Genomic DNA, 22,846 nt, shown 5'->3' on the forward strand with positions numbered 1-22,846 from the left:
ACTATTCTTTTTAAGGCTTTCATGAAGCTGTTTATTTCGGATAGCGTATCCGGGCTAAACAGCAAAGAAAGTATTAAAGGGTCGGATGTTTGCCTTGCCACACCACCTCACGGTAGTGAACAGGGTCGGTATCACCTTCGGTATTGATCAGCAGGATGACTGAATCCTTGTTCAGGCCCAGTTTTTCCATTAACTGTTCACGTTCTGGGTGGTAGTGAACAGCGGCTAACATACCAGCACCAACAGCACCGGACTCTCCGGATACAACTCGTGGGTCATTGCCCAGAGGGTTACCAAGAACACGCATACCCAGAGCGGCTACGCTGTCCTGGCAGGAAACGAACTGAGTTGAGCAGTCGCGTAGTACCGGCCAGCCGATTGGGTTAGGCTCACCACAAGCCAGGCCAACCATAATGGTTGCCAGGTCGCCGTCTACATTGACCATGTCGCCTTTTTCGCTGATACCTGAGCGGTAGATACAGTCTGCCTGATCCGGTTCAACAACCACTGAGTGCAGTTTGTCAGCACCGAACTGGTCGCATAGGTAACCCAGTACGCCACCAGCCATTGCCCCTACCCCTGCTTGCAGGAATACGTGAGTCGGACGGTCGATATGTTGTTCTTTCATCTGGTCAACCGCTTCGGCTGCCATAGTGGTATAGCCTTGCATGATCCAGGTGGGGATTTCGGTGTAGCCTTCCCATGCCGTGTCCTGAACCACTTTCCAGCCGTTCTCTTCAGCAGTCTTGATGGCAAGGCGAACAGTATCGTCGTAGTTCATATCAGTAACGATACATTCAGCCCCCAGGGCACGAATGTTGTTCACACGCTCGTCGGCAGCGCCTTTAGGCATGTAAACCACAGCGTTCTGACCCAGCTTGTTTGCAGCCCATGCAACACCACGTCCGTGGTTACCGTCTGTCGCAGTGGCAAAGGTCATTTTTTCAGGGATATCGTTTTTCAGTTTGTCGAAATCAAAATCGTTGATATCGAGCTTGAATTCATCGCATAGCAAGCGTGCGATGGCATAAGCGCCACCCAGCATCTTGAATGCACAAAGGTCGAAGCGGTGCGCCTCATCTTTGACAAGGATCTTGCCGACACCAATTTCTTTGGCCAGGCAGTCGAGAGAATGTAAAGGTGTAGGTTGATAGCCTTCCACTTTTGTGTGGAACGCGCGGGCTTTTTCCGCTTCTTCAATGGTGAATAGAGGAGATTGCTGACCGTTATAATGGCGGTTATCGGCGATCTCCATTTTTAGAGAGAATGTAGACACGACCAGACCTCATTGAATCAATAGAGTGAAAAGTGCGGGGATATCGGGACTCGTACCCCCGCGAAAGGGCTAGCATTAACCCAAGTGTTGTAGCTGTTACGGAACTTGAGATAGTGACGTCAAACAGTTATTTGACGCGCTTTTCTGCTTCATCAAGAAGCTGCTGAAGTACATCACCTGGTTCCTGGTACTTACGGTTCAGGATCATTGCTGCGATGATGTATGGCTTCCAGCTTGCTTCTTTGTAAGTTGGAATGCGGTATTTCTCGAATACTGACTCTTCAACTTCACCGGCTTCACAAGAAACGCCTGTGATATCGGCTGGCAGACAGTGCATGTATAGCGCTTCGCCGTCTTTAGTCAGCTTCATCATCTCTTCAGTGCAGTGCCAGTCTTTGTGGTTGGCGTTCTGAGCAAGACATTCTTTTTCAAGCTCTTTCAGGCCATCGTGGTCGTTAGCACGTAGCAGTTCAGTACGGCGACCCATTACCTGGTAAGGAGCCCATGACTTCGGATAAACGATGTCTGCATCCTGGAATGCTTCTTCCATAGTGGCAACCTGAGAGAAGCTACCGCCAGAGGCTTCTGCGTTCTTACGAGCTTCTTCAACTACTTCAGGGATCAGGTCGTAGCCTTCTGGGTGAGCAAGAGTCACATCCATACCGAAGCGAGTCATCAGGCCGATGATGCCTTGAGGAACTGACAGAGGCTTACCGTAGCTTGGAGAGTATGCCCAAGTCATTGCAATCTTCTTGCCTTTCAGCTTATCCAGACCACCGAAGTGCTCTTCCAGCCATGCAAGGTCAGCCATAGCTTGAGTTGGGTGGTCGATATCACACTGAAGGTTTACAAGAGCAGGACGGTGAGGAAGAACGCCTTCTTTCACACCATCATCCAGAGCTTCACCCACTTCACGCATGTATGCGTTACCAGCACCAAGGTACATATCGTCACGGATACCGATTGCATCAGCACAGAATGAAATCATGTTTGCAGTTTCACGAACAGTTTCACCGTGAGCAATCTGAGATTTGCCTTCATCCAGGTCCTGCTGGGCCAGGCCTAGCATGTTGATAGCGGAAGCGTAAGAGAAACGAGTACGGGTTGAGTTATCACGGAACAGAGAAATACCCAAACCATTCTTGAATACGTTAGTAGCAATATTTTCGTTGCGCATAGATTTCAGTACTTGCGCAGTCTTCAATACACGTTCTAGCTCTTCAGGAGTTTGTTCCCAGGTCAAAAGGAAATCTTTATTGTGAAGATCAGATTTTAGTTCATTGATTTCCTTGATTAGTTCATTAATGCTTTTCATTTTTTATTCTTCCCAGTAATTAAATTGTTATGTCGTGGCGGCTGGAAAAAGTCTGTAGGGTCACAACAGACAACTGACTTCCATAATCCAATATCTGTGCCAACCAGGATTAATTACCGGTAATTTTTTTTATTTTCCCTCCAGCCCTTGATTTATAAGGGTTGGAATAAAGAAGGGCATTAAATTGCTCTCAAGCACATATATCTCTCACTATCATCAACTATCAGTGATAGCGACCAAAATGATAGTGAGCCCAAAGCTATTTATCATATTGATATCGCTATGTGACCTCGCTAACAATTCCTATTTCGTGGCGCGAAACCAATTGAAATACTGATATATATCAAGCTGATATTAAGTATTGTTGATTAACTTTGTTAAGTCTTTCCAAAAACAGATCTGTATTATGTTGAAAAACGCCCCGCAATCAGAACTCATGCAATTGCAGCCGACTATTCTGCGCTTTACCAAGATGCTTTCTGCCGTACTTCAGCTGGATGCTGAAGTCGTAGATGCTGATCTGGTTCGCATCGCAGGAACAGGGCCGTATAGCAAATTCTTTGGCAAAAAACTCAACACCAGCTCAAGGATTTTCCGATATATCCTTGAAACACATCAGGAAAAAGTAGTCGTCAAATCACGAACCGATCCTATTTGTGAAGGGTGTACAAATAAAGGAAGCTGCCGTGAAACTGCTTTCCTGGGCGTGCCAATCATGCTTGAAGACCGCTGCATCGGGGTTATCAGTCTGGTTGCCTTCAGCGAAGAATCACGGGAGCGAATAAAAGAGAACGTACAGTTATTTTCTAATTATGTTCAGCACATCGCACAAATTGTTGTGTCAAAAGTACTGGAAGGTAACGATAAAAGTGACGGTCTTGATCAGGTATTTAGCAGCCTGATTGAAAACATGGATCAAGGTGTTTTAGTACTGGATGAAAACAGCCGAGTTAAATACGGCAACCAGCCTGCGTTAAACAATCTAAATATCACCCTTGAAGAACTTTCACATGCTGAAATTAATATCCAGCCGCTGTCTTTCCATAATAATGAACTAAAAGGGCATCAGCAGCACATTATTTCCCTTGGCGAACGACAAGAACTGGTTGTCGGCCAATTTCATGATGTGCGCGGGCATCAGCTTTTTTTAATGGCATTCCACCAGCCTAATAAGTCTTTAGTCATCAATGAACCTGAGCCACAATTTTCGACAGTGATCGGTGAATGCCAAAAGATGCGCCAACTTAAAACGCTGATCACCAGAATTGCTAGCAGCCCTTCCAGTGTATTAATTAATGGTGAAAGCGGCACAGGTAAAGAAGTTATAGCGCATGCTGTCCATAATTTAAGTGCACGCAGCTCTCAGCCATTTATTGCCATCAACTGTGCCGCCATTCCAGACCAGCTGCTTGAAAGTGAACTGTTCGGTTACGTCAAAGGCGCTTTCACCGGCGCATCCAACAAAGGTAAAACCGGTCTGATACAGGCCGCCAACAAAGGTACCCTGTTCCTGGATGAAATCGGTGATATGTCGATGACGCTGCAAGCGAAGCTGTTACGTGTGCTGGAAGAGCGTGAAGTAATGCCGATTGGCTCCAATACGGCTACGCCGGTCGATATTCGAATCATCTCGGCAACTAACCGGGATTTTGCGGAAATGATTGCTACCAATAAGTTCCGTGAAGACTTGTACTATCGACTGAATGTTATTCCGATCCACCTGCCACCACTTAAAGAACGTGAAGGTGATGTTGAGCTGCTAATTCGATACTTCCTTGAGATTCATACCCGCAAGATCGGCGTGTGTTATCCAGGAATAACCACTGAAGCGATGGCACGCCTGAACGCTTACCACTGGCCGGGCAACGTGCGTGAGCTCAGCAACCTAGTGGAGTACCTGGTTAACGTTGTACCGGAAGGCGACATGATTGATGTTGACCTATTGCCGCCATACTTTGAGCAGGCAAAGATCGCCAGACCTGCTGACAACATCAAATCAGATGACTGCGCCATGAGCCTGGAAGAGATGGAAAAAATCCGCATTGAGGAAGCCCTGAACCGCCTCAGCAATCGAAAACTGGTCGCAGAAGAGCTGGGTATCGGTATTGCGACCCTATATCGCAAGATAAAGAAGTATGGTTTAAGCAATCACTGATTTGTGTTGCACGAACAAAACGAAAAAAAGCTGCCAACTGGCAGCTTTTTTATTTAAACGGGCATAAACACAATCAGAAGTTGATAGGTCTGCGTCCAGTCGCTTTATCAGCTGGGCCGGATTTTTTCTCTGCGCCGGCTTTAGGCTTTTTATTTTTAGCTGGCTTACTCTTCGAAGTGTTCTTTCCCTGACTCTTTGCAGCAGCTTTCGAACCACCCGCAGGTTTCTTCGCGTGTTTTTCCGGTTTAGCTGGCTTGGGTTCAGTCACTTTAGGGCTTTCATCAACCGGTTGATCGCAAAGTACAACGTAATATTCGTTGTTAAACTCTATCACATCGCCATCATATACCTTGCAGCGCTTGCGTTGCTCAAGTTCGCCATTCACTGCAACATAGCCTTCAGCAATAACAAACTTGGCTTCACCGCCACCGCTGACAGCATTGGCAATTTTCAGCACCTTGTAGAGCTCAATCGGCTGGCTGGCAACCTCAACACCAATCGCTTCTACTTCAATTTCTTCCTGCGACATCTTACAAACCATATTGGATAATTTCGCCCTATCTTACCTTATTCTCCCGCCCGGCATAACTGGCAATCCCCTGCTGTCTGCGATATGCTGCCGCCTCAATATTCAAACAGTAACCTATCAACAAGAATTATCTGTATGTTTTGTCCGTCCTGTGGTCAGCAAACCTTTATTGCCAGCTCAGAAAAATCTTTTCAGTGCAGTGAGTGTGCATTCACTTTCTTCAAAAACACGGCATCAGCAGTACTTGCTATCATTCGCTGCCAGGATGAAATTTTGGTTGCCGTAAGGGCCCGTGAACCAGGCAAAGGTATGTGGGATTTTCCAGGCGGTTTTGTCGATTATAATGAATCGCTGGAGCAGGCACTGTTCCGTGAACTGGAGGAAGAACTGGCTTTCAAAGCCGAAAATGCCCGCTATTTCGGTTCCTGCCCAAATACGTACCGCTACAAAGACGTTGTGTACAAAACCTGTGATGCCTTCTTTGCTATAGAGCTGAAGCAAAAACCAAACATGCAAGCTAATGATGATGTAGCTGATGTTAAGTGGGTAAAAACCTCGGAAATACAAACAGATAAGTTTGCATTTGACTCAGCCAGAAAGGCGTTAGCCCTGTACCTGGCGGACTAATGATCCCCCACCAAAAATGCAATGGGATGATCTACGCCTTGTTGCTCATCCCTAACAAATTCAATCAGGGATGATGTTTTTTTAACCATCAAGCGACAGGATGTTGCCGTAGAGATTGATATCGAGGGTACACCTTCATGATGACTTTTAACAAAATCCATGTTTTTTCCAACCGACAAGGTAGCGAGTTCACCAAAGAGAAACCAACGCCATCACAAGCCGAACAGGAAGCAAAACGCCAGGCTCTTCTTGTCGCGGTACAAAAGAACGGCGGCCTTAACGTTTCAGAATGTCACCAGCGTTGAGCGTCTTCACTGCGCTGTTCGCAATAACAGGCGAAGTCAAACACATTCAACACCTTCTTACCTGACGGGTTTACCTGACTCTTTTTTGTTCGGGTAACCCGCCTCTTCTGAACTATATGCTTACCTCCCTTAATGATTCTCAGCTATGATTTCGTCATAATAAAGGGATATTGAGAAGACAAGGGATTTTAATATGTTCAACCGGCTGTTATCCGTCGTTATTTTCTGTCTGCTGTCGATGCCCGCGCTGGGACAAGAAAAGTATTCGGAAGAAAGCATTTACGACAAACCACTGATGGAACGCTATGTTCTTGATGAACTTAAAGCCCTGCGTCAGGATCAGCAGGACCTGGAAAGACGGTTAACAATCGAGATCACCGATCGGGAACTGGCCGTTGCCGATAAGTCGATGAACTATGCCAATGTCACCGTTACCTACTTCTTCTACCTCATCGCCGGTGCGGCTTCCCTGTTCGCCCTTATAGGCTGGCAATCACTGAAAGAAATCAAAGAGAAAACGAAACAGGCCGCCGATCAGCAACTGGAAGAAATCGCCAACCAATATGAGAAGAAATTTCAGTTACTTGAGCGTGATTTGAAACGCAAAACCCGGATTATTGCCCAAAACAACAAAGAAATTGAAACCATCAATGAAATCCATAATCTCTGGCTACGCTCCCAAAGCATGCAATCTCCGGAGCAGAAAATTGAGGTTTATGACGATATTCTGAAAATCCGTCCGGGAGATCTCGAAGCCCTGACTTATAAAGCCGATGCCGCAATGGAGATAAAGGAGTTTAACTGGGCACTGAGTATCTGTAACCGGGTGCTAGATCTTGATCCGCAAAATGCACACGCGCTTTATCAACGCGCCTGTGCCTACGCGCGTCTCGGCCTAGAAGAGCAAGCCCTTTTTGATCTTGAACAGGCCATTATCGGCAGCGGATCATTTAAAGAGTTAGCAAGGGACGAAAAAGATTTTGAATCCTTGCAAGGCAGCGAACGATTTGAAGCAATGCTTGCCTTTACTGATTAGAAGATCTCACCACAAGTGATACCAGACTGGGTAGTAATCAGCACAAGCGGTAAGATTATTGTCCAGTTTGGTATTACAGCATTAGCACTTTCTCCTTCGCTCCTGTAAGCTAGCCTCCCCCTGCCTCAGTGAGGCAGATCACGTATATCCAATATCCTGATAAAGAGATAATTCCAAATCCAACACTTCAGGTCCTCTGGTAATGCCGGCAACATTTCAGAGTGAATGCGAACGTATCGCAATTGGTATTGTTTTAATCTTAACTGAGACTATCTTATGAGTTTTGCCTCTTTGGGCTTATGTACCCCAATCCTTGAAGCTGTAGCCAACCAGGGCTATGAGAAACCCTCGCCGATTCAGGCCCAAGCCATTCCAGCCGTACTTGAAGGCAAGGATGTCATGGCAGCAGCACAGACAGGAACAGGCAAAACCGCAGGCTTTACCCTGCCAATCCTTGAGCGTTTATCTAAAGGGCCGATTGTACGTTCCAATCAGGTACGTGCACTTATCCTGACACCAACCCGCGAACTGGCCGCTCAGGTCGGTGAGAATGTCGCAACTTATTCCAAGAGACTACCACTAAGCTCGGCAGTCGTATTTGGCGGAGTGAAAATCAACCCGCAGATGATGCGAATGCGCAAAGGTGCCGACGTACTGGTTGCGACACCGGGCCGTCTGCTGGATCTTTACAACCAGAATGCCGTTAAGTTTAACCAGCTTGAAGTGCTGGTACTGGACGAAGCAGACCGCATGCTGGACATGGGTTTCATTCGTGATATCAAGAAGATTCTGGCACTCCTGCCAAAGCAACGCCAGAACCTGCTGTTCTCAGCCACCTTCTCAGATGAAATCCGTGAGCTGGCTAAAGGTCTGGTTAACGATCCGGTTGAGATCTCAGTTACGCCACGCAACACTACCGCCAAAACTGTTAAGCAGTGGATTCACCCTGTCGACAAGAAGAAAAAGCCAGCAGTGCTGACCAAACTGATCCAAGACAATAAATGGAAGCAGGCGCTGGTCTTTACCCGCACAAAACATGGCGCAAACCGCCTGACGGCCTATTTGGAAGCGCGTGATATCACAGCAGCCGCCATTCACGGTAACAAGAGTCAGGGTGCCAGAACCAAAGCACTGGCTAACTTCAAAAGCGGTGAAGTTCGAATTCTGGTTGCAACAGATATCGCAGCCCGCGGTATAGACATTGATCAACTTCCTCAGGTTGTAAACTTTGACCTGCCAAATGTTGCTGAAGATTATGTTCACCGTATTGGCCGTACCGGTCGCGCCGGTGCCGAGGGCCAGGCAATTTCCCTGGTTTGTGCCGATGAGTTCAAAGAGCTGACCGATATCGAACGCCTGACGCAACAAATTCTGCCACGCGAAGACGTGTTTGGTTTTGTTCCGACCAATAAGCTGCCAGAGCCATTGCCTCTGCGTCCGCTGAAAGCGAAGAAGCCTAAAAAACCCAAGAAACCTAAAGCTGAAAAAATGAATAACCAGCCTGATGGAAGTAACGGTAATAAACCACAAGGCAACAAACAAAAGAGCAATCAGGCAGGCAATCAAAAGGTAAAATCCCGACGCTCATCAGGTAACAACAAACCTACAGGAAAGCCGAGCTACAAATCTGATGCTAAACCAACCGGTAAGCCAGCAGGCAAACCAAAAGGTCGAGCATCCGGTAAGCCTCAAGGGAAAAAACCTCAAAGCCAAAAGCCTCAGGGTAACAAAGCCCGTAACGGTAAGCCTTCCGGCACTGCTAAACAGCGGTAAAATATCATCACAGAAAATGCTTTAGCTCTGTGATCATAAACAAAACCTACCCAAAGGCAGGCATATATAATGCCTGCCTTATTTGATTCTTGGATTATTAAATATGGTTTCAGGAAAACGCCTATTACTTCCTTTTATCGGCCTGCTCAGCACACCGCTGATGGCTACAACGTTTGATGACCTGGCTACTCTTCCTGCGTCTGATATTCAAGTGATCGACTGTCGCTCCAGCAACCACTACAACGGCTGGCCCGAAGGTTCAGCAACCATGGGTGGTCACTATCCGGGGGCTATAAACTTCGATTCTGACTGGTTAAGCACCTTACGTCCGCCACATCTGGAACATTTGCTGCAGCACAAAGGTGTTAAGTTTGATAAAAAAACCTTCCTTTACTGCGGGCCGGAAAAAGCTAAGGTACTCAATGAACAGCTTCACTCCATTGGTATGGACAACGTTGCGGTAATTACGCAAAAAATCAGTGATTACAAAGGTGAAATTGAACGCCTGCCTAAATTCCAGAATCTGGTTTCACCGGAATGGTTAGAGCAGGTTATTAACGGCGAAAACACCCTCTACGCCCCTGAAAAGGGCTTTAAAGTTGTCGAAGTTGCCTGGGGACCACCGACTAAGTACCTGGCAGCCCACATTCCTGGGGCTTTGTACCTCAATACTAACGATATTGAATCTGAGCCATGGTGGAACCGAGTTGATGACAAAAAGCTGACAGAAGTCATCAAAAACCTGGGTATCAGCTACGATACCACCGTTATTTTTTATGGCCGGGATAATACAGCAGCAGCTCGTGCAGCCAACATTATGATGTATGCGGGAGTTGAAGATGTACGCCTGCTTAACGGCGGCTGGAAGTCGTGGGTTAACGCTGGCTATATCACCGAACCGATGCTGAACTCAGCATCAGCAAATGTTGAATTTGGCCGCCCTATCCCATCACGCCCGGATCTGATCATTGATGTACCGGAGGCCAAAAACATCCTGGCCGATCCTAAGCACAAATCACTGGTCAGCATTCGTACATGGGATGAGTACATCGGCATAACCAGCGGCTATAAGTACATCAAACCCAAAGGCCGCATTACCGGTTCCAAGTGGGGTCATGCTGGCTCGGATGCCTATCACCTGGAAGACTTCCGTAACCCGGATGACACCATGCTTAGTGCAGACTCTATTGAAGCCTTCTGGAAAGAATGGGGAATTGAAAAATCCCATCAAGCATCTTTCTACTGCGGCACTGGATGGCGTGCATCTGAGGTGTTTTTCTATGCTTATGTGATGGGCTGGGAAAACATCAGCGTCTTCGACGGCGGCTGGTTTGAGTGGAGCGGCGCCCCTGCCAACCCAACCTCAACCGGCGAAATTAAGCCATCGAAATAACCGCAGATACAACAAGAGCCATCAAAAATGATGGCTCTTTTATATGGCAGCTTTTTACATAGCATCATTCCGCCTACTAACCGAGTGATAGCGAGTAATTAAGCATCAGCGGAAAGATGTAATCGCCTCTTCATAAGATATTCGCTTACCGAACAAACGAAATTCTGCAGACTGGTCAAAACTAATTTTCAGGTTAGTATTATCAGTTCGAAGAATCATATGAAGTCTTCTGCGCGAATTCAGATATTCTGTCACTTCCCGGGTAAGGCAACGCACAATCTCATCCAGCATTGGTTTCACCGCTAAACTGTTTTCGATTCGCAACATGATGCCATCAATAATCATTCCCTCAATCTTACCCCATGGACAAGGCGCAAACTGCGGCTGATTGTCTGTTGCCAGCTCAGCTTCAGGGATTAATTTACAGCAACGGGCAAAAGGAAAGTGGATGTCATAAACAACCTCTCCTGTATCCTGCCTGCGATAAATTTGCCTTACAAAGCCTTTGCAAACAAACAACTGCTTAATCCAGTCCGGCTGATTTGCATGACAATCCGTGAAATAGACCAAATCGCTGACAGCAAACTGTGAACAGCCATCATCAGCACTTATTAACGGCACTCTTTCATCGCTAAGAAGTGGGCGACGTATCATCCTGGTTCTCATCGTCATGGCTATTTCATAAGATTTTTTTGCATGGTTAAAACGATTCGATCGAACGTCTCAATGTCTTCCTGGCTCAAACCTTCTTTCATCTTTTGTGCAACCGCAGCTTCTTCCTGAATCACTTTTTCCAGCAATTCAGTCCCTTCACCTGTCAGCTTAATCAGTTTACTGCGCTTATCTTCAGGATTGGGGAGCAATTCTATCCAGCCTCTTTTAGCCATATCTCTAATAACCAGAGATATCTGCGACTTGTCTCGATCCAAACCCTGTACAATTAAATTCGCAGTGCAGTTTTCCACGTCATTAATGTAGCGAATACACTGAATATGCATAGCATTAAGGTTTAACGCCTTGGCCCCCACCGCGGTTTTCATCTTTGCACGATAACGCTGCATCAAATCAAACAAATATCTTGAAGTCATATCAACCATTCACGCCACCAAACCCGCTTAACCATAATTTTATCAAGTACGATATTTTCAGACACATGGTTGATGTTGTCAACAATATACACAAAGCAAAGGTGAAACAAAGTCTCACCCAGCTTCATTCAATCGGTTGATTAAATTGCATAAGTCTGATTCAGGTAACGCAAAATATCTTTCGATTCAAACAAATCAATACCTGTATTAGGGTCCATTAAATATGGCACCTGGACTTTTCCGTGCAATTTGAAAAAGTCATCCCGCTTAGTATCAGGCACAGGCTTGTAAGGCAAAACCGTCCAGCGGAAGTTGGCCGGCCCCATATCCGAAAATTGTTGTTTGCCCAAGTTAATCAAAATATAAGTCAGCTCAAGTTCACATAAGCACTCCCGAACGAGACGGGAAAAAGGGCTAGATTCAAAGCTGTATAGAATTAAAGGAAGAGCTGGCTGTTTCGATGCCCGCGCTTTAATGCCAGAAGCCAAACGTACTCCTGTTGCCAGGTTTGAAGTCAGGAATTGCTGAAGTTTACAAACAAACCTTGAGGGAAGGTCTACCCCTTTATATTGTTTGAAAAGATAACCAGAAATATCTTCAGCGCCTTCCAATGCACATTGGTTCTCAGAATCAATAAGTATTGGCAACCTGTTTTTACTGAATACGGAATGAAACTTTTCAGTATTTTTTCCGCCAGAAGGACAAGGTGCAATGATCACATTTAAATTCAGTTCCGTCAGCACTTCCCGAACGAGCCGACACTCCGGATCACCTTCCTGATCAAACAAAATCATCATTTGCTTTGGCTGCTTTTCAACTTTGCTCGCCACAGTTCCATTCCAGAACCTGCAACTGGAAGCCAGCGTTGATGATGCAATATCAATCCAATAGTTCATCCTTTTAACCTGTTCTCTGACAAGATCCAAAGTTAAGAGTAAATAAATCTCAATAACATTAATGAGTCCTGCGTTGAAAATTGGATAAAAGCTATTTTCATACCTTACGATTAGTGATCGCTGAAAAGAAATTAAAAAAAATCACCATAAAGGGTGTTTTTAGTGAGAAGACTCTAATCCTGATTCATATGATGTATATAACAAAGCAAGTAAGACAATCTAAAGTAAGACGACCTAACAATTAAGTCTACAAAGCGAAAGGAATGTAGTTATGGGCATTATTAAACTATCAGCTGACAATATTCTGAAAGATAAAAAGTTGCATAACATCTGGTTAGCAGGTCTTGGTGCCTACGCAAAAAGCACAGAAGAAGTTAACCAGTTATCAGAAAAAAGCAAGACCTTGTTCGATGAATTAGTCGAAAAAGGCCGCGCTATTGAGTCAAACACAAAAGAGCGTCTACACACTGAACAAAGCCACGCTTCTGTAGCTATAGAAGAACGCGTTCAGATGACAATCCAAAAGTTTGTTGGTCTGGATAACGAGCGACTAGACAATATCGATGACAAAATTGATCAGCTAACACAAAACATTGAAATGCTTGTTGCTAAAAAGCAAGAGCACGCAAAACCTGAAGAGAAAGAAGAAAAAGCCGAATAATTTTATTCATTGTTTATGCACAGAAGGCCGCTTATGCGGCCTTTCTTTATTGTCTTCTTAAACATTCAATACAACCAATAAGCCATCATCTAGAAAGACAACAAACGAGCAAGAAACAGCAAGTGTCCTCTATTCGCCTTAAGAAAATAATCCCACCTATAAAGAACACTGGATATTATAAATTATTGTTATAGCCTTTATTTTGAATGCTTATAAAAAACGAAGTTCAATTTCAACAATATTTAACATCCCTACAAAACAACGGTTTAATTAATAAGTATAGACAGTTAAAAACATATTATTCATATAAAAATATCCGCACATCGTACCAGACAATCCTGAATTTTTCGAAACTTAATGTGCCTTTTTTGCGCAAAATCGCCATTATTGACTAAAGAATCAATAATGATTGATTTTTGCACCGAGATCACGCTAGATTGCACCCTAATTGGTTATCTTGTATTGATAATACAATTTTAACAAAAGGATTATTCATATAATTATATACAGGAGGTCTTATGTGACACCCCATCGTCACTAATATGCACGTTATTATTCGGTACCAAGGAAATAATAACATCTACTAAATGGACATATATTAACAAAGCCTAAAATAATAAAATCTAAAACAATAAAACCTAAAACAAATATGATTACAAGTGCACAATTAATTGATGTAAAACTTCTCCGAACATTTATGTCTGTTGCTAAGCATAAGAGCGTCACTTTAGCCGCACAGTCATTGTTTATGACACAACCAGCCGTTTCTCAACATATAAAAAAGGTTGAAGAAAAACTTGGCTATAACGTTTTTAACCGTTCAGATGGTTTTCAACTTACTCATGAAGGGACAATACTTCTCAAATATGCAACAGAGAGTTTTGAGATATATGAAAATCTTTATAGGGAGTTAAATGAGAATAAAAAACAATACAGAATTGCAATTTCAAACCTGTTTTGCCCTAGCTTAGTCGATAAAATACTAAAACGCTTTCAAGCTGACTTTGACTTATGCATTACTCATTACACACCTTTTGGTATCAACCAGTCAGACATTTTTGATGAGTATGACATGGTGTTGTCAGTTAATATGAAACCGACAAATCCAGGCAGAGCAATTAATATCAAACGAAGTGGCTATAGAATAATAAGCACAAACAATAACTTGGAAAAGCCACAAAAAGCTATTTACTTCAATAGCTTAAGCAAGGAAGAGGTTATGGATATACTAACAGATAATAACATTGATAGCAGTGGCATTGAAAACTGGCTATCTACCAGCAGCACCAAAATCATTAAAAATGATATGGCCTCGGAAAACTGTATTATTATTTGCCCTGACTATATCTCACTTCCGGAGTGTTATGAAATTACCAGGCTTCGTAATCCCGGAATAGACCTTTATGTTTGGTTTAATGAAAAATCACTGATGAATATTCAACATGTTGAGTTTGTCAATACGTTTAACTCACTTCAAATGAACCCTTTCAATTTACATTAACAATAAGAAAGGAAAGTATTCCTTATGTGATTAATTTTGAGTTACTCAATATTGATTGTTTCAAGGAACATTCATCATTATCCGTGCACAAGTTGATTGCTAGGATTAAAAAAGGCCGCTTATGCGGCCTTTAATCAGGAAATTACTTAATCATGATTTACTAGGATTAACTAAACGCCGATTCCAATGCCTCTTTAGACTGTTCAAAAGCGATTGTTAAATCTTCGGCATTAAGATGATCAATTGAACCTTCTTTCGCTGATTTTTCAAAATCCAGACATACTTTATGCAAACGAGTCAGCCCCATGGTTCCCGCGGCACCTTTCAGTGTATGTGCTTGCTTAGATACTTCACTCAGTTGACCTGCGCAAACTGCTTCCATCAATTTATCCAAAGTTTGAGATGAAGAATCAATAAACAAGCTAATCAGTTTAGTGACCTGAGCTTCACCTAATATCTGCAAATCGCTACCCAGCACAGATTCATCTAAAACCGGACACTCTGTTTGTTCTGTCATCTCAACCCTCTCCAACTCTTCTTGATTAATATTGTTTTGTGCCTCGTCACTGACAACCGCACCATCAACCACAACGCGTTTTTCTCCCGCCAGTATGCTGCCAATCGTTTCAACCAGCTGTTTTTCAACCAGAGGCTTCGGCAGGAACCCTGCAAAACCCTCGGCCAGATAACTTTCAACTTCTTCGCTAAATACATGCGCGGAGAATGCCACCATTGGCGTAAGCTCAAATCGGCCCTCTTTCAGGTTCGAACTTTCAATATCACGCAGACGATGAAGCAGAGTCACTCCATCTGTATCTGGCAGGTTAATGTCCAGCAATGCCAAATCAAATACCTGTTTACTGTAAGCCTGTTCCGCCTGTTCACCATCTTCAGCAATCACCACACTATGGCCCAGTCGTTTCAGGAAGCCTTCCGCCACCATACTGTTTACCGGATTATCTTCCACCAGCAGAATATGCGCCGGTGCCACTTTTTCCGCCGCACTTTCCACAACATGAGAAAGCTTGCCCGGAGCTAGACTCAGGGAGAACCAAAAGCAACTGCCGACTTCAAGCGTTGAGTGGACACCGATTTCCCCGTCCATCGCTTCAATAATACGTTTACTAATCGCAAGCCCAAGGCCGGTTCCACCAATTGCCTGACGGCCTTCAAACGATTGTTTGAAAGCATCAAACATCGTCTGCTGCTCATCTTGTGCGATCCCAGAACCGGTATCTTCAACTTCAAACAGCAGATCACCTTTAACCATCGGATCCGGACGAACGATAATCGTCACTTCACCTTCTTCTGTAAATTTAATCGCATTACTTACCAGGTTAACCAGCACCTGACGAATCCGTGTTGCATCACCTACCCAGATGTCATTCAAGCCAGGTTCAATATCACAAACCAGCTTGATATGTTTCGCCAATGCCCGATTTTCAAGCATGTCATAAACATCTTTTACCAGCTCAGACAAAGAGAAGTCTCTCGGACGGATATCAAGGTGTCCGGCTTCAATTTTCGAGTAATCGAGAATGTCATTAAGAATGTCCAGCAACGACTCACCGCTGCGGTTAATCACATCCAGGTACCGAGCCTGAACCTTATTTAGTCCGGTATCAGCAAGCAGTGAAGCTGTACCCAGCACCCCATTCATCGGGGTACGAATTTCATGGCTCATAGTTGCCAGGAAAGCTGATTTCGCGCGGTTGGCTTTCTCTGCCTCAGCCCGTGCTTCTGCGTGGTTTTTCACTTCTTCATTCAGCTTGGCATTGGCTTTTTTCAGTTCACTGGTTCGCTGAGCAACCAGACGCTCCAGGCTGGTCTTATGCTGTTGAAGTTCAAAACGGATCTTCGACTCAACCTGAGCCAGACGATGACGTTCATAAGCAGTATCACGGGCAACCATGATAGCCCGCCCCATCTGAGCCAGCTCATCATCACCTTTGATAGTCAGGCGAATTTCCAAATCGCCCCTTGCCAGCGACATCAGTGCTTTACTGTATTCATTGATCCGGCTGATCACGCGAGCATAGACGTAGCGCCACATGATCAGAACCAGTACCAGCATACCCATAGCCGAAATGCCGATCAGACTGTTACGGGCTACAGTCAGAGTTTCATCAACTTTAGTTACCGCCTGTTGAGTACCTTCATTTGCCGCGGTGATGATGTCACTCACGGTCTGGTTAAGTTGCTGAAACAACACCAGGTTCTGCTGCTCCATTCGCTCAACATCTTTCTTGGCGTAGAGCAGTTGTTCCTGAGTGCCGAACAGTACTCCACCGCGTTTAAGAGTTTTTGTCAGATCCAACAACTGTTCTGAACGACTCGGATCCTCAACTGATTTGACTCGGTGATGCATCACCGATACCGCATGGGTATAACGGGTTCTTAATCTGGAAAGCGCCTTGATACTGTCGATCTGGTTGGAATCATCCAGCATATTCAGCACCTGAAGAGACAGAAAGCGAAGTTCGAACAGACGCTCAGTCAGGTCCATATCCACTTCCACCAGACTGTCGAGCGCCTTAAATACCGCGGAAGTGTTTCCGTCATCAACCAAATCATAAATACGGGATACGTTAGCAATCGCGATGGTATTAGCATTAGAGACCTGTGACTGGGAAAGGGAGTCAATCTGCAACGTGGCATAAGAAAGCTCATCAGTCAGCATATTCACCTGACTTTGCAGGTCGATTTTACGGCCAACCAACAATCCCAGCATTGCGAGGTTATCGACGATGCTTTTTACGTCATCCTCCAGCTTGGTCATCAGCTTGGGATCAAACGAATATTGCTCTAGCTCTCGCAGGCTCGCTTTCAGCCCTTCTATGTGAATAGTCAGAGCTTTTCCCTGCCTTTCCCTCTCCTGCTTGTCATTTGACTTCGCCAGTACCTGAGCGGTGAAAATAATTCGGGTACTTAAGTCAGAAAGTTCACGTGCTTCAGCCAATGCCGGCACTGCCGAATTAATCACCGTCCGCTCTGTTTTGGCGACCAAAGAAAAACCAGCGACACCAATAACCGCTGCAATAATCATCAAAGCAGCCATCATTGAGAAAGCGATCAGCAATTTTTTACCAATCCCGATTGGAGTGAATGTCATACAGGAGAACCACAACAGGAAAAATTAAGGTTTAACCACACAAAATAAAACATTACTATTTTGCCAGTGAAGACGGTCCAGATGCTAATAATCATGAATAAAATGCGGATTTTTTCCTTTTTCTTACTCTTTTTCTCTTTTCAGCCAGCGTTTGCAGCTGAAATTATCACCCATAAACCGCCATTTTCTAATGAGCAGCAATCTGAGGTGATCAAATACCAGCCGCTGAAACAGGCTGCCAAAGCATGGAAAATCTGTGCCGTCTACCCACACCTGAAAGATTCATACTGGATTTCGATCAATTATGGAATGGTCGAGCACGCCAAGCAGCTGGGTATCAACCTGAAAGTGCTGGAAGCCGGTGGTTACCCAAATCTGGATAAACAGCAGACCCAAATCCAGGACTGTCAGCAATGGGGAGCTGATGCGATTATTCTCGGTACTGTAGACAGTGTCGCCTACAACGGGATTCTTTCCCAGCTGACCGGCAACATTCCGGTATTCGCGACCATTAATGATATCGATATGAAAGATAAAGATATCCGTGAAAGTGTTTATGCCAGAGTTGGCGTTGACTGGTATGACATGGGTCGGGCTGCCGGTGAATTTTTGGCGAAACGCCACCCAAAAGGCAGCGGCAAAGTTGATATTGCATGGCTGCCTGGCCCGTCACAACGCGGCGGAACCAAGCCTGTAACCCAGGGCTTCCTTGACGCAACCAAAAACAGCGATATTAATATCATCACGACACTTTGGGCAGACAACAGTAAAGAGCTTCAGCGTAACCTGATCCAGCAATTGTTTGCCGACAGACAGCACTTAAATTACATCGTCGGTGGTGCCGTGGCGGCCGAAGTAGCTATTAGTGAACTACGTGCCAACCACAAGCTGAAAGAGATCAAAGTTGTCTCAACCTACCTCAGTCATGGCGTTTACCGCGGATTGCGCCGAGGACGTATCCTGTTTGCTCCAACTGATAAAATGGCTCAGCAGGCAATGCTCTCGCTTGATCAGGCGGTACGTTTTCTGGAGAAAAAACCGATGGAGCGTGATATTTCACCCAAGATTGAATGGCTGACTCCAAAGCATTTACCTGCCTCTGTCATTGCTGATTCACTGTCACCGGCTGAATTCAGACCGGCATTCAGTGTCTATAATCATGAAGTGCAGCGCTGATAGTTACTGAATCTGTGTCTATTGACATAAATGTGAAGTAATTCACCATCAGAATATAACTAACTACTCATTAATGTTAGCCACCTTTGATTTCAAAGCCTTGCGTTGTACATATCAAACCGGCTTTGCTATTAATGTGTGCCATTTTTTTCGTTAGTCATATTCTGACTGGAGCCCTGGATGGACGTAACAACCCGTACCATGCAAGCCAGCAAGCACATTGCGCTGGTAGCACATGACAATTGCAAATCAGACCTTCTGCGCTGGGTAGGCGAGCATAAAGACAAGCTGGCCAACCACACGCTGTATGCCACCGGCACAACCGGTCATATTATCGCTAAAGAGACAGGTCTTACCGTCAACTGCATGTTAAGCGGCCCTATGGGTGGTGACCAGCAACTTGGTGCACTCATCGCCGAAGGCAAAATCGATATGATGATCTTCTTCTGGGATCCTCTGAATGCAGTACCACACGACCCGGATGTAAAAGCCCTTCTACGTATTTCTGCAGTATGGAACGTTCCTGTAGCAACTAACCGTGCCAGTGCTAACTTCATGATTTCTTCGCCAAAACTAAGTGAAGAAGTTGAAATAGAAATCCCGGATTACCAGGGCTATCTGGATGAGCGCCTTGATTAATATTTCAATCCTTTGATTCTCATAAGCCCTCTGCGCAGAGGGCTTTTTCATTTTTAAGCTCAGCCTCGTTTCTCATCGTCATTCTCATCACCAGCCTCTCAACATAATGAATTTAGGTTTATCTTTATAAAACTGTCATATTTCTTATTCCCGCGGTGATCTATGAAGGCATGGAAACTGACTAAACCTGAAGGGCTCAACAAGCTGAAGCTAGCCAGAGCTGTAAAACCAAAGCCCGCCAGTGATGAGGTCTGTATTCATGTTGCCGCAGCAGGGCTTAACCCGATGGATTACAAGCTGGCATCCTGGGGATACGCAACCTGGGAGTACCCGCATATTATCGGGCTGGATATCGCTGGAGTGGTTTCAAGCGTCGGAAAAGAAGTCTCTCACCTCAACCCCGGCGATCGGGTTTTCTGTTTTGCCGATCCCCGTAAAGCCGGCGGCTTTGCACACTATGCAACAGTCAAAGCTAATCTCCTCAGCCGAATTCCGGACAGTGTCAGCTTTGAGCAGGCAGCCGCCCTGCCCTGTGCCGGATACAGTGCCTGGCTGGCAGTTCACGATAAGCTGGATATTCAACCGGGTCAGCACATAGCCATAACCGGTGCCGGAGGTGGCGTCGGAGGGTTTGCCGTTCAACTGGCAAGAATGGCGGGAGCGCATGTGTACGCCATAGCCGAACAACGTCATCGTCATCGATTACTCAACTACGGCGCTGAGGCGGTCATCGATCCGACACAAGATAATGTCGCCATGCGGATTATCAATCTGACCGAAGATCACCTGCTACATGCCGTCATTGACTGCGTATCGGCAAAGTCCGGCAGCATAATGAGCACACTGATTCGTTATAACGGCGAAATTGTCATGATAGCCGACCAGTTCAACCAAGTGCCGCTACTGGCAACCACTAAAGCTATCAGCATGCATGAAGTGGCCTTGCACGGAACTTATGCCCATGGTGCCCCCGAAGATGTCCATCACCTTGCAGACATTGGTAATACGCTAACCAGCCTAGTCGCAGAAGGAAAATTGGATCCTATGATTCAAGAGGTACTGCCCTTCGACAAACTGGCCGAAGGGCTAAAGAAATTACAACGCCAGAAACACAGCGGAAAACTGGTCGTCAGTACAGGGCAGTTATAGTTTCGAAACTATCTCTGATATCGTTATTTCGCGGCTTTTACCCGCTTGATTTTATTAAATACCGAATATTTTTCATCAATCAACTCATTGACGAAAGGTGAGGTTTTTTCCGGTTCAGCACACACCCACACATGCTTTCTTGCTCGTGTCAGCGCGACATAGAAAAGGCGGCGCTCTTCTGCATCGGCGAAAGCCTCATTTCTTGCCTGAAGACATGCTGCCAGCCCGGTCTCACGATCCGGAGCCGGGAATACTCCCCGATTAACATCCAGAATGAACACGTAATCTGCTTCGCGACCTTTGCTGGCATGACAGGTCATAAATTTCAAATCAAACTGAGGCCATTGCTTCTGCCAGGCTTTCAGCTTTTCCGGAGACTGGTTGTTATTGCGCCCCAACAGCAAGACAGATGTCTGCTCACTATTCTTGGAAGCCAGTTGAACCAATTCCTGCTCTAGCAGATCCTGACACAGTAATGTCACGGCTTTTCGCTTCTGCTTCTTAAAGCTGGATAAGTCTTTCTGCAGTTGCTGCGGGTTCTGCTGAATAAATCGGTTAGCCACTTCACCAATCATGTTATTAAAGCGATAAGTGGTGTTCAGTTGCGTGACATGACTTGCTCCGAAGCGTTGCTCAAAGCCAGTGGTCAAGTTGACATCAGCACCGGCAAAACGGTAAATCGCCTGCCAGTCGTCACCAACCGCAAACAAAGTCGGGCGTTCCCGCTCCGACTGTTCTCGATCGACATTACATAAGGCTTCAATCAGGGCTAAGCGGTGGGGTGAAATGTCCTGATACTCATCGACCATAATAAATCGCCACTCAGGTACAAATTTACCCTTGCCGACATACTCAGTCGCTTTTTGGATCATGGAGTTGAAGTCGATCTGCTTATAGTTTTTCAGATGCTGCTGATAAGCACGATAGCATGGCCACAGCAAAGCCAACTCACTTTTCATTCGTGCAGTTGAATGGCTACCGCTCTCTTCAATGGCCTTGTTTAAATCAGATTTACTCGCACCGCGCTGGCCAAGTAATTCAATATGTCGCCAGACCCAGGCAGCAAGCGGCTCGCTTCGAGCCTGCTTTTCCATTGAATTATCAGCTTTGAACCCAGGGATACGCCACTGTGTCAGATGCTTCTGCCACCTTTTAGCCGAAGCATCATGCTGCCATTGCTCGGTCAATAACTCTGCAATCCAGTCGGTACGCGCTTTATCATCAAGAGCCAGAGGGGTGACGTTCGGCATCTCACCTTCTACAGCCTTAATGATCTGAGTCCCCAAGCTGTGGAAAGTTGCCACTTTAATTCTGTCACTGACTTTCTGCCCAAGACGCTCAGCCATTTCTTCTGCAGCTTTACGCCCGAATGCCAGCATCAGGATTTCTTCCGGCTGAGCCTGCTGGTTAGCCACCAGATACCCGGCACGAGCAACCAAAACACTGGTTTTACCGGTTCCGGCTCCAGCAAGTACCAGGTTGTGATCCTGATTAATCAGTACAGATTCTCGCTGAGATTCATTCAGCGGAGAAGATTCAAATGAATCAAACCATGATGACCATTTGTCTGATTGATTGTGAAGCCACTGCTTATTGGTGTCCGCCACCCAGTCAGCATTAGCTTCGTCGTCCAACCATGGATCCAGTTTTTCAAATGCCATCGGGCGGAAAGAAGCAGCCAGCTCATAAGTCAGGCCAGTTGAAGAAAGTGACTGTTCAAGAAACTGCGTCAGCTCCTGATGATCGGAGTGACGTAAATATACCGACTGACCGACGAAATCGTCTATGCGATTCAGCATTTCAGGTAAAGCCAGATCGAGCTTTTCAACCCGCCCCTGAGCCCAGTTACGATAAGCGTCCAGAAGAAACCCGGCAAATTGCTTGCATTGTTCCCATGGCAGGCCATGAACCGTCCAGCAATATTCCTGATCAGATGAAGTGATCTCCAGACTTCCCCATACCACTCCGCGATGAACAGTAATTGCTCCGTCCCAATCATCGAATGGTATCTCTTCTGTTCCGGTATAACTGTCAAGAATCAGGCAGTTCTCACCCAGTTCGATACTGCAAAAATCCCCCTGAACTAACCATTGTGCTAGCCAACCTGCTGTCAAACGCATGCCGTCACCAAAGCTTCCTCATCAACACTATACACACCTGAACTCATAGTAGAATTTATTGAATATTCAGGAACAAGTAAGAGTAGCAAGAACTG

The 22,846-nt window shown here is 45.4% G+C and carries 19 protein-coding genes; 11 read left to right on the forward strand and 8 right to left on the reverse strand.

Annotated elements, in window-relative coordinates; translation table 11 throughout:
- Positions 1-73: 73 nt before the first annotated feature.
- Positions 74-1,276 (reverse strand): diaminopropionate ammonia-lyase, encoded by a 1,203-nt coding sequence (gene dpaL / locus AACQ93_RS11350; RefSeq protein ID WP_064605079.1) that lies wholly within the window; start codon positions 1,274-1,276, stop codon positions 74-76.
- A 127-nt stretch (positions 1,277-1,403) separates the two neighbouring features.
- Complete coding sequence (gene ygeW / locus AACQ93_RS11355; RefSeq protein WP_007467073.1) at positions 1,404-2,591, reverse strand: knotted carbamoyltransferase YgeW; 1,188 nt, start codon at positions 2,589-2,591, stop codon at positions 1,404-1,406.
- Positions 2,592-2,997: 406 nt separating this feature from the next.
- On the opposite strand from ygeW, the gene AACQ93_RS11360 reads away from it, so the two are divergent.
- Complete coding sequence (locus AACQ93_RS11360) at positions 2,998-4,746, forward strand: sigma 54-interacting transcriptional regulator (RefSeq protein WP_064605081.1); 1,749 nt, start codon at positions 2,998-3,000, stop codon at positions 4,744-4,746.
- Between the two features lie 73 nt (positions 4,747-4,819).
- Here AACQ93_RS11360 and AACQ93_RS11365 read toward each other — a convergent pair whose 3' ends face one another.
- The gene (locus AACQ93_RS11365) at positions 4,820-5,275 is read right to left on the reverse strand and encodes an RNA-binding S4 domain-containing protein (protein ID WP_064605083.1); all 456 of its coding nucleotides are present in this window, start codon (positions 5,273-5,275) and stop codon (positions 4,820-4,822) included.
- Between the two features lie 135 nt (positions 5,276-5,410).
- Between AACQ93_RS11365 and AACQ93_RS11370 the strand changes: the two genes are divergently transcribed.
- From AACQ93_RS11370 to AACQ93_RS11390, 5 genes are all read left to right on the forward strand, one after another.
- A complete protein-coding gene (locus tag AACQ93_RS11370; RefSeq protein ID WP_064605085.1) occupies positions 5,411-5,902 on the forward strand; it encodes an NUDIX hydrolase in 492 nt (163 codons plus the stop codon).
- Positions 5,903-6,039: 137 nt separating this feature from the next.
- On the forward strand, positions 6,040-6,207 hold the full coding sequence (locus tag AACQ93_RS11375) for a hypothetical protein (protein WP_007467081.1): 168 nt from the start codon (positions 6,040-6,042) through the stop codon (positions 6,205-6,207).
- Between the two features lie 193 nt (positions 6,208-6,400).
- The gene (locus tag AACQ93_RS11380) at positions 6,401-7,243 is read left to right on the forward strand and encodes a TPR end-of-group domain-containing protein (RefSeq protein WP_007467083.1); all 843 of its coding nucleotides are present in this window, start codon (positions 6,401-6,403) and stop codon (positions 7,241-7,243) included.
- 276 nt (positions 7,244-7,519) lie between these two features.
- Entirely contained in the window at positions 7,520-9,016 is a 1,497-nt protein-coding gene (locus tag AACQ93_RS11385) for a DEAD/DEAH box helicase (protein ID WP_064605087.1), read from the forward strand.
- A gap of 103 nt (positions 9,017-9,119) precedes the next feature.
- Positions 9,120-10,409: a rhodanese-like domain-containing protein gene (locus AACQ93_RS11390; protein ID WP_064605089.1), complete on the forward strand. Its 1,290-nt coding sequence runs from the start codon at positions 9,120-9,122 to the stop codon at positions 10,407-10,409.
- A gap of 105 nt (positions 10,410-10,514) precedes the next feature.
- Here the strand turns inward: AACQ93_RS11390 and AACQ93_RS11395 are convergent, their stop codons facing one another.
- The 3 genes from AACQ93_RS11395 to AACQ93_RS11405 form a co-directional block, all read right to left on the reverse strand.
- Positions 10,515-11,063, reverse strand: coding sequence for a hypothetical protein (locus AACQ93_RS11395; protein ID WP_157097561.1), 549 nt, complete (start codon positions 11,061-11,063; stop codon positions 10,515-10,517).
- A 20-nt stretch (positions 11,064-11,083) separates the two neighbouring features.
- Positions 11,084-11,506, reverse strand: a complete 423-nt coding sequence (locus AACQ93_RS11400) for a MarR family winged helix-turn-helix transcriptional regulator (protein ID WP_064605093.1) — start codon at positions 11,504-11,506, stop codon at positions 11,084-11,086.
- Between the two features lie 131 nt (positions 11,507-11,637).
- Positions 11,638-12,291 carry a glutathione S-transferase N-terminal domain-containing protein gene (locus tag AACQ93_RS11405; RefSeq protein ID WP_232323311.1) on the reverse strand — a complete coding sequence of 218 codons (654 nt, stop codon included), beginning with the start codon at positions 12,289-12,291 and terminating at the stop codon, positions 11,638-11,640.
- A 373-nt stretch (positions 12,292-12,664) separates the two neighbouring features.
- Here AACQ93_RS11405 and AACQ93_RS11410 point away from each other — a divergent pair, with 373 nt between their 5' ends.
- Positions 12,665-13,054: a phasin-related domain-containing protein gene (locus tag AACQ93_RS11410; protein ID WP_064605096.1), complete on the forward strand. Its 390-nt coding sequence runs from the start codon at positions 12,665-12,667 to the stop codon at positions 13,052-13,054.
- A 649-nt stretch (positions 13,055-13,703) separates the two neighbouring features.
- Positions 13,704-14,555: a LysR family transcriptional regulator gene (locus tag AACQ93_RS11415; protein ID WP_064605098.1), complete on the forward strand. Its 852-nt coding sequence runs from the start codon at positions 13,704-13,706 to the stop codon at positions 14,553-14,555.
- Positions 14,556-14,721: 166 nt separating this feature from the next.
- Here the strand turns inward: AACQ93_RS11415 and torS are convergent, their stop codons facing one another.
- Positions 14,722-17,667 carry a TMAO reductase system sensor histidine kinase/response regulator TorS gene (gene torS / locus AACQ93_RS11420; protein ID WP_064605100.1) on the reverse strand — a complete coding sequence of 982 codons (2,946 nt, stop codon included), beginning with the start codon at positions 17,665-17,667 and terminating at the stop codon, positions 14,722-14,724.
- A gap of 81 nt (positions 17,668-17,748) precedes the next feature.
- Here torS and torT point away from each other — a divergent pair, with 81 nt between their 5' ends.
- The 3 genes from torT to AACQ93_RS11435 all read left to right on the forward strand — a co-directional run bounded on the left by torT (position 17,749) and on the right by AACQ93_RS11435 (position 20,631).
- Positions 17,749-18,843 (forward strand): TMAO reductase system periplasmic protein TorT, encoded by a 1,095-nt coding sequence (gene torT, locus AACQ93_RS11425; RefSeq protein ID WP_232323312.1) that lies wholly within the window; start codon positions 17,749-17,751, stop codon positions 18,841-18,843.
- Positions 18,844-19,023: 180 nt separating this feature from the next.
- Positions 19,024-19,482: a methylglyoxal synthase gene (locus AACQ93_RS11430; RefSeq protein WP_007467102.1), complete on the forward strand. Its 459-nt coding sequence runs from the start codon at positions 19,024-19,026 to the stop codon at positions 19,480-19,482.
- Between the two features lie 162 nt (positions 19,483-19,644).
- Positions 19,645-20,631 (forward strand): alcohol dehydrogenase catalytic domain-containing protein, encoded by a 987-nt coding sequence (locus tag AACQ93_RS11435; RefSeq protein WP_007467104.1) that lies wholly within the window; start codon positions 19,645-19,647, stop codon positions 20,629-20,631.
- A gap of 23 nt (positions 20,632-20,654) precedes the next feature.
- On the opposite strand, the gene helD is transcribed toward AACQ93_RS11435, so the two are convergent.
- Positions 20,655-22,751 (reverse strand): DNA helicase IV, encoded by a 2,097-nt coding sequence (helD, locus tag AACQ93_RS11440; RefSeq protein ID WP_064605104.1) that lies wholly within the window; start codon positions 22,749-22,751, stop codon positions 20,655-20,657.
- Between the last annotated feature and the right edge of the window lie 95 nt (positions 22,752-22,846).

The organism is Photobacterium sp. J15 (assembly GCF_963870815.1).
In the GTDB taxonomy this organism is placed as follows: domain Bacteria; phylum Pseudomonadota; class Gammaproteobacteria; order Enterobacterales; family Vibrionaceae; genus Photobacterium; species Photobacterium marinum.

What these genes read in the sequence shown, in the direction of transcription:
- ygeW (WP_007467073.1), bottom strand. Translation starts at nt 2,591, where the DNA reads ATGAAAAGCATTAATGAACTAATCAAGGAAATCAATGAACTAAAATCT.
- AACQ93_RS11360 (WP_064605081.1), top strand. Translation starts at nt 2,998, where the DNA reads ATGTTGAAAAACGCCCCGCAATCAGAACTCATGCAATTGCAGCCGACT.
- AACQ93_RS11365 (WP_064605083.1), bottom strand. Translation starts at nt 5,275, where the DNA reads ATGTCGCAGGAAGAAATTGAAGTAGAAGCGATTGGTGTTGAGGTTGCC.
- AACQ93_RS11370 (WP_064605085.1), top strand. Translation starts at nt 5,411, where the DNA reads ATGTTTTGTCCGTCCTGTGGTCAGCAAACCTTTATTGCCAGCTCAGAA.
- AACQ93_RS11375 (WP_007467081.1), top strand. Translation starts at nt 6,040, where the DNA reads ATGATGACTTTTAACAAAATCCATGTTTTTTCCAACCGACAAGGTAGC.
- AACQ93_RS11380 (WP_007467083.1), top strand. Translation starts at nt 6,401, where the DNA reads ATGTTCAACCGGCTGTTATCCGTCGTTATTTTCTGTCTGCTGTCGATG.
- AACQ93_RS11385 (WP_064605087.1), top strand. Translation starts at nt 7,520, where the DNA reads ATGAGTTTTGCCTCTTTGGGCTTATGTACCCCAATCCTTGAAGCTGTA.
- AACQ93_RS11390 (WP_064605089.1), top strand. Translation starts at nt 9,120, where the DNA reads ATGGTTTCAGGAAAACGCCTATTACTTCCTTTTATCGGCCTGCTCAGC.
- AACQ93_RS11395 (WP_157097561.1), bottom strand. Translation starts at nt 11,063, where the DNA reads ATGATACGTCGCCCACTTCTTAGCGATGAAAGAGTGCCGTTAATAAGT.
- AACQ93_RS11400 (WP_064605093.1), bottom strand. Translation starts at nt 11,506, where the DNA reads ATGGTTGATATGACTTCAAGATATTTGTTTGATTTGATGCAGCGTTAT.
- AACQ93_RS11405 (WP_232323311.1), bottom strand. Translation starts at nt 12,291, where the DNA reads ATGATTTTGTTTGATCAGGAAGGTGATCCGGAGTGTCGGCTCGTTCGG.
- AACQ93_RS11410 (WP_064605096.1), top strand. Translation starts at nt 12,665, where the DNA reads ATGGGCATTATTAAACTATCAGCTGACAATATTCTGAAAGATAAAAAG.
- AACQ93_RS11415 (WP_064605098.1), top strand. Translation starts at nt 13,704, where the DNA reads ATGATTACAAGTGCACAATTAATTGATGTAAAACTTCTCCGAACATTT.
- torS (WP_064605100.1), bottom strand. Translation starts at nt 17,667, where the DNA reads ATGACATTCACTCCAATCGGGATTGGTAAAAAATTGCTGATCGCTTTC.
- torT (WP_232323312.1), top strand. Translation starts at nt 17,749, where the DNA reads ATGCTAATAATCATGAATAAAATGCGGATTTTTTCCTTTTTCTTACTC.
- AACQ93_RS11430 (WP_007467102.1), top strand. Translation starts at nt 19,024, where the DNA reads ATGGACGTAACAACCCGTACCATGCAAGCCAGCAAGCACATTGCGCTG.
- AACQ93_RS11435 (WP_007467104.1), top strand. Translation starts at nt 19,645, where the DNA reads ATGAAGGCATGGAAACTGACTAAACCTGAAGGGCTCAACAAGCTGAAG.
- helD (WP_064605104.1), bottom strand. Translation starts at nt 22,751, where the DNA reads ATGCGTTTGACAGCAGGTTGGCTAGCACAATGGTTAGTTCAGGGGGAT.